The sequence below is a fragment of the Limnospira sp. genome (assembly GCF_051859755.1).
GTDB lineage: Bacteria > Cyanobacteriota > Cyanobacteriia > Cyanobacteriales > Microcoleaceae > Limnospira > Limnospira fusiformis.
Genome location: NZ_JBIMLI010000006.1, coordinates 1 through 12,225 on the forward strand (window position 1 = coordinate 1; position 12,225 = coordinate 12,225).

General features: G+C 46.2%; 12 protein-coding genes. 9 read left to right on the top strand and 3 right to left on the bottom strand.

All coding sequences use genetic code 11. The annotated features are described in order from the left end of the window. The first annotated feature begins 469 nt into the window (after positions 1-469). Together psb35 and ACTIE0_RS01970 are read left to right on the top strand one after the other, a co-directional pair. Positions 470-661: a photosystem II assembly protein Psb35 gene (psb35, locus tag ACTIE0_RS01965; protein WP_006621654.1), complete on the top strand. Its 192-nt coding sequence runs from the start codon at positions 470-472 to the stop codon at positions 659-661. A gap of 69 nt (positions 662-730) precedes the next feature. Beyond that, the gene (locus ACTIE0_RS01970; protein WP_006667912.1) at positions 731-1,087 is read left to right on the top strand and encodes a hypothetical protein; all 357 of its coding nucleotides are present in this window, start codon (positions 731-733) and stop codon (positions 1,085-1,087) included. An 81-nt stretch (positions 1,088-1,168) separates the two neighbouring features. Here ACTIE0_RS01970 and ACTIE0_RS01975 read toward each other — a convergent pair whose 3' ends face one another. The 3 genes from ACTIE0_RS01975 to alr all read right to left on the bottom strand — a co-directional run bounded on the left by ACTIE0_RS01975 (position 1,169) and on the right by alr (position 5,848). Then, positions 1,169-3,949 carry a M16 family metallopeptidase gene (locus ACTIE0_RS01975; RefSeq protein ID WP_006667911.1) on the bottom strand — a complete coding sequence of 927 codons (2,781 nt, stop codon included), beginning with the start codon at positions 3,947-3,949 and terminating at the stop codon, positions 1,169-1,171. 177 nt (positions 3,950-4,126) lie between these two features. After that, positions 4,127-4,630, bottom strand: a complete 504-nt coding sequence (locus tag ACTIE0_RS01980) for a DUF427 domain-containing protein (RefSeq protein WP_006667910.1) — start codon at positions 4,628-4,630, stop codon at positions 4,127-4,129. Between the two features lie 18 nt (positions 4,631-4,648). Next, the gene (gene alr, locus ACTIE0_RS01985; RefSeq protein ID WP_006621649.1) at positions 4,649-5,848 is read right to left on the bottom strand and encodes an alanine racemase; all 1,200 of its coding nucleotides are present in this window, start codon (positions 5,846-5,848) and stop codon (positions 4,649-4,651) included. 141 nt (positions 5,849-5,989) lie between these two features. On the opposite strand from alr, the gene ACTIE0_RS01990 reads away from it, so the two are divergent. The 7 genes from ACTIE0_RS01990 to nuoK all read left to right on the top strand — a co-directional run bounded on the left by ACTIE0_RS01990 (position 5,990) and on the right by nuoK (position 11,994). Continuing rightward, positions 5,990-6,487, top strand: a complete 498-nt coding sequence (locus ACTIE0_RS01990; RefSeq protein WP_006621648.1) for an HNH endonuclease — start codon at positions 5,990-5,992, stop codon at positions 6,485-6,487. Between the two features lie 621 nt (positions 6,488-7,108). After that, the gene (sixA, locus tag ACTIE0_RS01995) at positions 7,109-7,618 is read left to right on the top strand and encodes a phosphohistidine phosphatase SixA (protein ID WP_006621647.1); all 510 of its coding nucleotides are present in this window, start codon (positions 7,109-7,111) and stop codon (positions 7,616-7,618) included. 105 nt (positions 7,619-7,723) lie between these two features. Next, positions 7,724-8,899, top strand: a complete 1,176-nt coding sequence (locus ACTIE0_RS02000) for a citrate synthase (RefSeq protein ID WP_006667909.1) — start codon at positions 7,724-7,726, stop codon at positions 8,897-8,899. Between the two features lie 177 nt (positions 8,900-9,076). Then, on the top strand, positions 9,077-10,195 hold the full coding sequence (gene nuoH, locus ACTIE0_RS02005) for an NADH-quinone oxidoreductase subunit NuoH (protein WP_006621644.1): 1,119 nt from the start codon (positions 9,077-9,079) through the stop codon (positions 10,193-10,195). A 62-nt stretch (positions 10,196-10,257) separates the two neighbouring features. Continuing rightward, on the top strand, positions 10,258-10,881 hold the full coding sequence (ndhI, locus tag ACTIE0_RS02010; protein WP_006621643.1) for an NAD(P)H-quinone oxidoreductase subunit I: 624 nt from the start codon (positions 10,258-10,260) through the stop codon (positions 10,879-10,881). 65 nt (positions 10,882-10,946) lie between these two features. Further along, positions 10,947-11,567 (top strand): NADH-quinone oxidoreductase subunit J, encoded by a 621-nt coding sequence (locus ACTIE0_RS02015; RefSeq protein WP_006621642.1) that lies wholly within the window; start codon positions 10,947-10,949, stop codon positions 11,565-11,567. Positions 11,568-11,688: 121 nt separating this feature from the next. Further along, positions 11,689-11,994, top strand: a complete 306-nt coding sequence (nuoK, locus tag ACTIE0_RS02020) for an NADH-quinone oxidoreductase subunit NuoK (RefSeq protein ID WP_174447153.1) — start codon at positions 11,689-11,691, stop codon at positions 11,992-11,994. Positions 11,995-12,225 lie beyond the last annotated feature (231 nt).

Sequence of the window (12,225 nt, forward strand, 5' to 3'; positions counted from 1 at the left end):
GACAGGTTTCTCTCGCAGAGGTTAAGAAACCCGGTTTCTCTCACGGAGGTTAAGAAACCCGGTTTCTCAAAGAAACCGGGTTTCTCGAAGACAGATTTCCCCCACAGAGGTCAGGACACCCGGTTTCTCCCGCAGAGGTTAAGAAACCCGGTTTCTCAAAGAAACCGGGTTTCTCGAAGACAGGTTTCTCTCGCAGAGGTTAAGAAACCCGGTTTCTCTCACGGAGGTTAAGAAACCCGGTTTCTCAAAGAAACCTGGTTTCTCGAAGAAAGGTTTCTCCCACAGAGGTCAGGAAACCGGGTTTCTCAGCCGAAACGGTTTGATATCTGACGCACCACCCTAGGAATGATTGGTATTGAACTTTAGGATGATGCAATTGATGATTAATGTACGACTACAGGTAGAAGACTCGATAGAGATGAACCGATAGTATGGGGTTAATGCTGATTTGTGAGGAAAATATCTGTTTATGGATATTAATTTAGTTCTAGGTGAAGTGGCAACAAATGCGCCTCATTTTCCAGTGGCTGCTACTTTATCCTTGGTAGTAGGGTTTATTGCAGCAGCTTCTATTGGTTCTATTGCTTGGTATAACTCTAAGCGTCCTGTCGGTTGGGAGGATAAAGAACGCCCCGACATAGTTCCCAACATTAATAAATAGGGTGATTCATTGACCCAGTAACACAAGATAACTAAGCAATTGTAGCACAAAATTGGAGAAAATTAAATTATGGCAACTCAAAAAAATAATCAAGCCACAGTAGGTGATAACTACGATCGCAACATCATGTCAGCGGAAACAGCCGCCCGCATGGAAAGGGAGGGGGACAACTTTAAAAAGACTCCTGACGCAGCAGAGGGAACCACAGATACTACGGGTGGTTATCGTATGAGTCGAGAAGGGCTATTAGATAATTTTGCGGTTGAACCAGAAATGTACATTGAGGAACCTGGTGATTTACGGGAACAAGAACAAGTTGATAAAGCGAAACGACTCGAAACCCTTAAACAAGTTAATGAAACTGACGAAGAAGGTAAATTAACTATGTCTGAAGATAGCCGAGGTAAGGGAACCGGAATTATATAATTATCCACTACTAGGATAATCAATGATTGATTAGGTATTTACGGGGTGCGTCATCACCAGGACGCACCCTCAAAAACTGGTCTATTTGGGGCTGTTGACGCGCCCGACAAAAGGTTTGGTAATGGCGGGTTGGGAAGTGACAACAATTATGCGATCGCGGTGGATAAGTTCCCTGGCGACTTGGTTAACTAATGAGGGAGTCACCGCGTCAATTTTTTGGTAAAATTGATTAAGTTCTGTGGGGGTAAATTGGAAGATTTCATTCCACATAATTACACCAGCGAGAAACTCAGGATCTCCTAAAGCTACACGATCGCTCGAAATTATATTATGTTTAGCGGTTTCTACTTCGGCGGGGGTAACTCCCTGTTGCTGAACTTGTTTGAGTAGGGCGAGGGTTTTCTCAATTGCTAATGCTGCGTTTTCCGGTGCGGTTTGCATTTCGATAGTGAAACAACCCCAACGCCACCCGGAATTAAACCAACTATACACCCCATAGGTGAGTCCGTGGCGATCGCGCAATTCCAGTCCTAGGCGACTTGACAAAGTGCCACCCCCTAGGATGTGATTAAGAACTAGGGCTGCATAATAGCGGGAATCGTGGCGGTCTATGCTAGGATATCCCATGGCGGTGACTGACTCCACTATACCGGGTATCTCTTCCTGTAGCCAGACAAATTTGGTGGGTAGGGAAACGGGCGGCCAAGGATTTTCCGGGGCGGTGGTTTGGTTTTTCCAGGAGCCAAATTCGGTTTCGATTTGCGATCGCATCAACCCTAAATCAAAATCTCCGACTACTACCAAAACTGTCCGCTCAGGGCGATAATAAGTCCTCTGGAAATTCTTAATCTCATCACGAGAGATGGCTCTGAGGCTGTTCTGGGTGGGGTAACTATGCAGCGGGTGGTTTTTGGGATAAAGCTGCTTTTGTAGGGCGCGGTGGCTCACATAGGCGGGATTCTGTTCAGATTCTAGTAACTCAGATATCTGTTGTTGGCGGGTCAGTTCTAACCATTTTTGGGGAAAGGTGGGATTTTGCAATACATCAGCCAGCGTTTCCAAAACCAGAAGCCAATCACCACTGAGAGCGGAAGCCGAAATATCTACCCCTTCCGTGGCGGCAGTAAATTCGAGATTTGCGCCTCGATTTTCCAGACGACGGGCTAATGATTGCCCATTATAACTGACTGTTCCACTCATTAGGTTTTCCGCAGTTAGTAGGGCTAACCCTTCCCGACCTTGGGGGTCAAATTCTTCCCCGGCTTTCACAAATCCCCGAATTGATATCGATGGGGTACTATTGTCCGCTAGTAATAACACTCGCATCCCATTATCTAGGGTGAAAGACTCCGGCGGCGTGATGGTGTGAACTTTCGCGGGGGGAATTTCTGGCAGATATTGGCTGATGGCTGCTGGGTCTGGGGGTTCACTAATGCGATGATGACCGTTCGTTTGGATATTAACTTTAGTGGCGGCGGAATTAAGAGCATTTGGGTCTGTTGTTGACTCGGTTTGGGTCTGGGTGGGTTCAAATCTTCCCAGGGTGCGATATTCTGGTTTGAGATAGGTTTGGGCGACTTTTTGCACGTCTGCTGCTGTGACTTTGGCGATCGCTTTTAGATAATCTTCTGTATAGCGATAATTCCCCGTTGTTGTCCAGTCTAAACCTAATTGCATGGCTTGACTGGTCAGATCACGATTTTCCAGGATGGAACTAGCCAGGATTTGGGTTTTGGCGCGATCAAGTTCTTCCGTAGTCACCAATTTTTTTTGTAGTTTGACAATCATTTTTTGCCAGGCTTTATCGAGGCGGTTCAGAGATTTGATGTTAGTGGTAGTTCCCCACATTTCTAACCAACCTCCCGCACTTAAATTAACTACTGTACTGCCAGCATCCGTCGCAATTCCACTATCGATTAATTCTTGATAAATCCGAGAACTACGACCACCATTATCTAAAATATAATCCAGGATATTCAGGGCGGGAATATCATCATGATTAATGGCGGGGATTGGATAAATTGCTAGGCTGAAGGGGACGGCTCCCGGTTCCTGTAGAATAATCGGTTGATTTGATGGTAAAATCTGGGGGGGAAAGGTACTGGGAATTTGTCCGCGCTGTACACGGGTGGGAGGTTCATCCGGGTTAGGAATGCCGCCAAAGATTTCCTGAATTGTGGTGAGGATTGATGCGGGGTCAAAGTCACCAACCACAATTAAAACCGCGTTATCAGGGCGATAATTGAGATGGTAATAAGAACGCACATGATCGACCGTGAAAGTTTCGACATCTGCTTTAGTTCCACCAATCATTAAACCATAGGGATGATGGCGAAAGGCGGCTTCCATTACGGCGCGACTGAGGCGATATTGGGCGCTATTTTCATATCCCTGTAACTCGGAGATAACTACTCCTTTTTCTTTGTCAAGTTGCTCTGGAGAAATCAGGGCATTTTTGAGGCGATCGCCTTCCAAAATGAGAACGCTTTTTAAGGCATTAGATTCCACAGTATTATGATATGCTGTCTGGTCATAACCTGTAAAAGCATTAAAATCTCCCCCCAAGGTTTCTAATAAACTACCATATTGAATAGGGCGGGTAGTAGTACCTTGAAACATCATGTGTTCCAGTTGATGCGCGATACCATTATCCCCCGGTTGTTCGTCTAGTGAGCCGATTTTATACCATACCTGGACTGTCACAACTGGGGCGGTATGGACGGGTTTGGTTAAAACGGTCAGACCATTTTCTAGGATGGTTTGAGTCACGTTTTGGCTGGGGTGAATGGTGGTGGCTTCTGTGGTTAAATTGGGTGGAAAGGATGGATTTAAAATCACTTGGTTTAAAGGGTTAGTTACCATTAAAAATTGGTTGAATCTCGCGCCATACAGGATTAACTAATTATGGCTAATGATACTGGTAATCATGGCTATCTCAAGATTCATATATACTCGGAGATTTGGGGTTATTTAATGACCGCTAGAGGGATAGTTATTAACTGTTCTCTCTAGCGGTGTTCAGGTGAAATGATTAAGGATTTACCAGCCCATTGTCCCCGCCCCACCTTTAAAAGGTCCGACAATATCTTGAGTAATCCAACCGCCGTAAAAATCTCCGGGTTGAGATTGCACTAACTCATCATTAACATAACATTCATCCATGAGACTAGCATAGAAGCTGTAACATTCTTGGATATCGACAAAACTGGGAGTTGGCTGCACATAACGCCAAGCGGCATTAGATACTCGCTTATCTCCGACAATGACATCATAATAAACACAAACTCCCTTCCATTCGCACATAGTGCGGCGGGAAGTTTCCACAAGATATTCAAGTTGAATATCATCGCCGGGAATGTAGTATGTTGGGGGGTGGCTAGTTTCTAAAACCCGTTTAGCGTTGCGGGAGTCAGCGAGAGTAATGCCATTAAAAATAATCCGCAGGTGTTTATTGGTATCCTCCAATTTGGCGGGACGGGGATAGTCCCAAACTGATTCTTGTCCGGGACCAGGGGTAATCGGTGATGGTCTAAAAAAACTCATGTTTTGTGGTTTCAGGGTTTAATTAATAAGAATCCGAGGAAGGCGATGTTTAAATCCACAGAGGATTTCCCAGGAAATCGTGCCTAACTGTTCCGCCCAATCATCGGCGGAAATGCTATGATGGCGATCGCTTCCCAAAAGGGTGACCACTTCTCCGACCTGTAAATCAGGAATAGCAGTTACATCTAACATTAACTGATCCATTGTGATTGCGCCAATTTGGGGGACGAATTGACCGCGAATTAGGACTTTCATCTGGTTAGACAGGTGGCGGGGTACTCCGTCAGCATAGCCAATACCGACAACTGCAATGGGAGTCTTTTGTTTGGCGATAAATTTATATCCGTAACTAACGCCGCACCCAGCTTCAATGGTTTTGATTTGGGTAACACGGGCGCGAATACTCATGGCGGGCTGAAGATTGACGACCGATCGCAAATGAGGGGCGGGATATAATCCATAAAGGGATAAGCCGACCCTGACCATATCATAATGTAAAGCTGGGTCGGTTAAGGTGGCGGCGGAGTTGGCTAGATGTAAACAGGGTTTGACGGTAGGGATAGAGAAGAGGGTTGTATGTTCCTGAATTTGGGCTAAGACCTGTTGAAAGCGCCAATGTTGCTGATCCATAATGGTGCGATCGCGAATATCAGCGGTGGCGAAGTGGGAATATATGCCAGAAATCTCCAAATTAGGTAATCCCCGCACCAGTTGCACAAATTCTAGGGCTTGTTCCCACCAAGTCCCCAGCCGTGACATTCCGGTATCTATATTAAGTTGAACGGGTAGCGATCGCTTAATTGATTGGAGAGTTTCCGAGAAAAGTAGGGCTTGAGTCGGGGTGCATAAAGTGGGTTGTAGTCCCCAATGGGCGATCGCCTTGATCTCATCAGAAGTATGAACAGCCCCCAGCACTAAAATAGGCTGTTGAATACCTAAGCGCCGCAATTCAATACCTTCGGGAATGGTAGCCACCGCGAAATCGTCAACCCCAATTTCAGACACAATTTTAGCCACACTCACCGCCCCATGACCATAGGCATCTGCTTTAATTACAGCCATCAACCTAGTTTCCGGGGATAGTAGGTGGCGGATCTGTTTGACGTTATTGGCGATCGCCCAGCGGTCTACTTCTACCCAAGCACGATGTTCACATTCACCCTCATAGGTATAGGTGCGATCGTCCTGGGCTAGTGGCTCAGATTTCCTGCTAACCATTATCATTCCTTAGCGCGAAAGTTAAAATACACAGATACCAATTAGATACCAATATCGTCTGGGGATTTCCCGACCCAGGCCAAAAATTTAAATATATGATAATATCGGGTCAAAATCATTACATCGCAGCAATTTATTAGTATGGGCAATGTTCTGGTGTTGAATGCCTCCTATGAACCGCTCAATATCACGACTTGGCGGCGGGCGGTGGTCTTATTGTTGAAGGAAAAGGCGGAACAAGTTGAGCATAATGGTAAGTATCTGCTACCAGATTTTCCCCTCCCAACTGTGATCCGATTACGTCATTATGTCCGAGTCCCCTATAAAGAAATTCCATTAACCCGAAGGAATATCTTGCAGCGCGATTGCCACTCTTGTCAATACTGTGGCTATAAGGGGGATGAATTGACTGTTGATCATGTGATTCCGCGATCGCGCCAAGGGGGTGATACTTGGGAAAATCTGGTAACCGCTTGTATGCGCTGTAATGTCAAAAAGGGCTGTCGCACCCCGAAGGAAGCCGGAATGCCTTTGAGACATCCCCCCCGAAAGCCTTACAGCAGCCTTTATTTTGAGGTGACTCGACACCTCAAAAGTGGCATGAACCAAGAATGGCAAAAATATATGATTGGCTTGTGAAGCCCCTGGATACAATGATACCCAGGGGTTTTTGTATAGGGGAGGTCTTGTGACCGACAGTTGGGAAAATGGCCAGCCAGATCTTCCCACGGCGGCTAAATACTCCAGCTACCCCAATAATACCAATAATAAATGTAGGGGCGGGTTCTACTGTTAATTACAGAAGGGGGCGACAAGATTAATTAACCCGCCCTCTGATACCCCCCTGTTAATTACAGAAGGGGGCGACAAGATTAATTAACCCGCCCTCTGATACCCCCCGTTAATTACAGAAGGGGGCGACAAGATTAATTAACCCGCCCTCTGATACAGCTTGTTCACCAGTCGCTTAATACATTGCCCTCACCCTAAATCTGGATCCCAGAGAGGGAGAGGGACTTTGAGAAGTGATCAGATGATTTCTGAACAGGCTGTACCCCCCGTTAATTACAGAAGGAAGAGGGGGCGACAAGATTAATTAACCCGCCCTCTGATACCCCCCGTTAATTACAGAAGGAAGAGGGGGCGACAAGATTAATTAACCCGCCCTCTGGAAGATTGTCGCATACCCGGAAATTTTGGGCCATAGCCAGATTTTTCCACGTTCAATGTATCTTTAGCAATCAATTCGGGAATTTTGAGATGAGTAACTTATATTTAATTCGTCATGGAATCGCCGCCGATCGCGGTACTTACCAAAAGGACGAACAACGTCCCCTCACCCCAGAAGGCGATCGCAAAACCCGTCAAGTAGCCCTTACACTGAAACAGCTCAAAATTCAGTTTCATTGTATACTTTCCAGTCCTCTTGTGCGCGCCAGACAAACCGCCGAAATTCTCCAATCAACCGGACTGAGTTCCCGGTTAGAAATCTTGCCAGCCCTAGCCCCTGATGGTGACATTCAACAATGGTTAGATTGGTACGGAAACCATGACAAAACTAGGGATAAGGATTGGGCGCTAGTCGGACACCAACCGGATTTAGGCAATTGGGCAGAATATCTAATCTGGCAAAAATCTGCAGATGTTTTAATCGTGAAAAAAGCTGGTATAATTGGAATCAAAATTCCCAAACAGGGTATGATACAAGGGAATTCCCGTCTGTTTTGGTTGACAGCTCCTAAATTTTTGTTGGGACTAAATGAACGTTAACTTTTATTAACAGCCATTTGTTAATTAATTATTTTAAAATGGCGTTTGTTTCAATGTGTCTGGTAATGTAATACCTGTACATTCTACACATATAGAAAAGCTCCTATGACTACAACGAGTGAGTTTAAGCCCGGTTTAGAGGGCGTTCCCGCTACGCTGTCAAGCATCAGCTACGTTGATGGACAAAAAGGACTCCTGGAATACCGAGGGATCAGCATCGAGCAGTTGGCTGAACAAAGCACATTTTTGGAAACTGCCTATTTGTTGATCTGGGGAAAACTGCCAACGAAAGACGAACTCGCAGATTTTGAGCATGAAATCCGCTATCACCGTCGGATTAAATATCGGATTCGGGACATGATGAAATGCTTTCCCGAAACCGGTCACCCCATGGATGCTCTGCAAACCTCAGCGGCTGCTTTAGGGCTGTTCTACTCCCGTCGCGCCTTAGATAATCCCGAGTACATTCGCCAAGCGGTAGTGCGACTGCTGGCGAAAATTCCGACGATGGTAGCAGCTTTTAAACTGATGCGGAAAGGGAATGATCCGGTACAACCCAGGGACGATTTGGACTACTCCGCCAACTTCCTATATATGCTGAGTGAAATGGAACCGGACCCGTTAGCAGCTCGTGTTTTTGATGTGTGCTTAACTCTCCATGCAGAACACACCATCAACGCTTCGACATTTTCGGCAATGGTGACAGCTTCGACGTTAACTGACCCCTATGCGGTGATCGCGTCGGCGGTGGGAACTTTAGCAGGTCCACTGCACGGGGGTGCTAACGAGGAAGTTCTGGAAATGCTCGAAGAAATTGGTTCTGTGGAAAATGTCCGGCCCTACCTAGATAGCTTGATGGAGAAAAAAGCCAAAATTATGGGCTTTGGTCATCGGGTGTATAAAGTCAAAGACCCGAGGGCAACTATTCTTCAGAATTTGGCAGAGCAACTGTTTGAGAAGTTTGGTTCCGACCAATACTATGAAGTGGCGGTGGAATTAGAAAAGGTGGTTCAGGAACGGTTGGGACATAAGGGTATTTATGCCAATGTGGACTTCTATTCTGGTTTGGTGTACCGGAAATTGGGTATTCCCTCGGACTTGTTTACTCCGATTTTTGCGATCGCTCGGGTAGCTGGATGGTTAGCGCACTGGAAAGAACAATTGGTCAAGAACCGCATTTATCGACCCACCCAGATCTACACGGGAAATCATGCGGAAACTTATATCCCCATTCATGACCGCAACTGTGCGATCGACCTGCAAGGTCCAGTGATTAAATAGGTATTGAACCACTACAGATTGGGATTGGGGGAAAGGGCAATAGCCCCCCCCCATTTCCTTTTTTTGGGGGCAGAAATTCCCCCGGCGGTGAAAATTTCCCCCGCTCGTGAAGATTTGAGTCCCTCCAGCGGTTATACTGATCAGGGGAATTGCAGCCGTTTTGAATGCGAATAATATATGAATCCAGGAATTGATATACAAGGAAGTTTCATTCAAGTCCTCCTAGATTTGGGTATACCAACAGGGGTGGCTAAAATTCTGTGGATGCCATTTCCCATGGGATTAATGCTAGTTGGTGCTACCGTAGGAGTATTAGGATCGGTTTGGTTGGAACGAAAAATATCCGCCGCCGCTCAACAACGTATCGGACCCGAATATATTGGCCCGATGGGGAGTTTGGCTCCCCTGGCAGATGGCCTGAAACTTTTGCTAAAGGAAGATATTGTCCCGTTTAAGGCAGATCCGCTATTATTTACTCTCGGCCCGATTATTGTGTCGATTCCGGTGTTTTTGTCTTACCTGATTGTGCCGTTTGGACAAAATTTGGCGATCGCTAATCTGGGGACAGCAATATTTTTGTGGATCGCCCTATCGAGTATTCAGCCTATTGGTCTACTGATGTCCGGCTACGCTTCCAATAATAAATACTCCCTACTGGGAGGGCTACGGGCCGCCGCTCAGTCCATCAGTTACGAAATTCCCCTCGCCCTAGCCGTGTTGGCCGTGGTGATGATGTCTAATAGCCTCAGTACCCTTGATATTGTGCAACAACAGTCCGGCTATGGCATCCTGGGTTGGAACGTCTGGCGACAACCTGTGGGTTTTGCGATTTTCTGTATTGCCGCTTTGGCTGAGTGTGAAAGATTACCTTTTGATTTACCAGAAGCTGAGGAAGAGTTGATCGCTGGATATCAGACGGAATATTCCGGGATGAAATTTGCTCTGTATTACCTGGCTTCCTATGTCAACCTGGTACTATCTGCCCTGTTGGTATCAGTTTTGTACCTTGGGGGTTGGAATTTTCCGATTCCCGTCGTGGCGATCGCAGGACTTTTGGGCGTGAGTGAAACCACCCCTTGGTTACAGGTGCTAACCGCCAGTCTCGGCATTACCATGACTATCCTGAAAGCCTATCTACTGGTATTTACTGCTATTCTGATCCGGTGGACCGTCCCTAGGGTTCGTATTGACCAACTGCTTAACCTGGGTTGGAAATTCTTACTCCCCGTGGCTTTGGTAAATCTTTTGCTAACAGCCGCCTTAAAACTAGCATTTCCCATAGCTTTTGGGGGATAAATATTAAAGGGGGCTAATCCCTAAACTTAAGTTAACCCAAGCTAAGACACTCCGAAAACACTATGCTCAAGTTTCTTAACCAAGTTGGCGACTACGCCAAGGAAACCATTCAAGCCGCTAAATATATCGGTCAGGGTCTATCTGTCACCTTTGACCACATGAAGCGGCGACCCATTACTGTTCAATACCCCTATGAAAAACTGATTCCTTCCGAAAGGTTCCGGGGTCGCATTCACTTTGAGTTTGATAAGTGCATCTCCTGCGAGGTCTGCGTCAGGGTATGCCCCATTAACCTCCCCGTCGTAGACTGGGAATTTAACCGGGAAACTAAGAAAAAGAAACTCAAACACTACAGCATCGATTTTGGCGTTTGCATCTTCTGCGGTAATTGTGTCGAATATTGTCCGACTAATTGTCTGTCAATGACGGAAGAATACGAACTGGCGGCTTACGATCGCCATGAGTTGAACTATGATAGTGTGGCACTGGGACGGTTACCCTACAAGGTGACTGATGATCCGATGGTGACTCCCCTGCGGGAACTTGCCTATTTACCCAAGGGAGTTATGGACCCCCACGATCTTCCCCCAAATTCCCGTCGTTCTGGTTTGCGTCCAGAGGAAATTCTCGATAAGATGGAACAACAACGGGATGGGGAATCCCAAGCTAAGGCAGAAAAAGCCTGATTTTAATAACTTTGGCAGGGGTAATGTCTCCATTACCCAAACTTTGATAACTCTAGGATATGCCCGTGAATTTAGCAGAAGGGGTTCAGGTCGTTTCCTTTGGCCTGCTAACCATCATGATGATTGGCTCCGCTTTGGGTGTGGTTTTGCTCAAAAATATCGTTTACTCGGCATTTTTGCTGGGAGGCGTGTTTATGAGCATGGCTGGATTATATCTCCTACTCAATGCGGATTTTGTGGCTGCGGCTCAAGTTTTGATTTATGTCGGTTCTGTTAATGTCTTGATCCTGTTTGGGATCATGTTGGTTAACAAACAACAGGATTTTCGGGTTTTACCTAATGCTGGGCTGCGCCAAATTGCTACGGCTGTGGTCTGTGTGGGCTTATTTGCTCTGTTGTCTACTATGGTGTTATCAACGCCATGGTCGGTTACGACTACAGTGGTGACCATTGAAAGTTCGGCGATCGCTATTGGTGAACATTTCTTTACTGACTTTTTGCTACCCTTTGAGTTAGCTTCTGTGTTCTTGCTAATGGCTATGGTGGGAGCTATTGTTCTCGCTCGTCGGGATTTTCTCCCCGATGCTTCTAACGCGCCAACTACAACTACACCTCTTTTAATGCTCACCGAGCGCCCCCGGGAACTGGTCTCCGTTTCTGGTAGCTCTGAGGATTCCTCCGAATAATGGCTAGAGTAGCGATCGGTTAATCTACAGCGAGGCTATTTAACCCTGGGTTAGGCCTTCGCTGTGGTGATCCCGATGGCATTACACAGACACTTGGAAATCTTAAAAATTGTTTATGGAATTGCAACTTCAATATTTTCTATTGGTCGCGGCGGCTTTGTTTTGTATTGGTATCTATGGATTGATTACTAGCCGTAATGCGGTCCGGGTTCTCATGTCTATTGAGTTACTGCTTAATGCTGTTAACCTCAATTTGATGGGGTTTTCTAACTATTTGGACTCTGGGAGTATTAAGGGTCAAGTTTTTGCGGTGTTTGTCATTACCGTGGCGGCGGCGGAGGCGGCGGTCGGTTTGGCGATCGTCTTGACAATTTATCGTAACCGTGATACGGTCGATATGGAAGAGTTTAACTTGTTAAAGTGGTAGTCTTCCTAACTCAAACTAATCATTGAAAGCCTGGTTTCTAAGGAAATTAGGCTTTTTTGGTGGTGGACTCTAAGACGAGAGGGGCGATCGCAGAAGTAAGATCTTATTTTCATTGTGCTAGAATGTTGTAGTGCAGGAATCCCTTGAGCTATCAGGGTATTCCCAGGGTCTAGCACAATTGCCAATTGGGGTCAACGGGTTCCCGATAACTGAATATGGTAAACCCTTTCA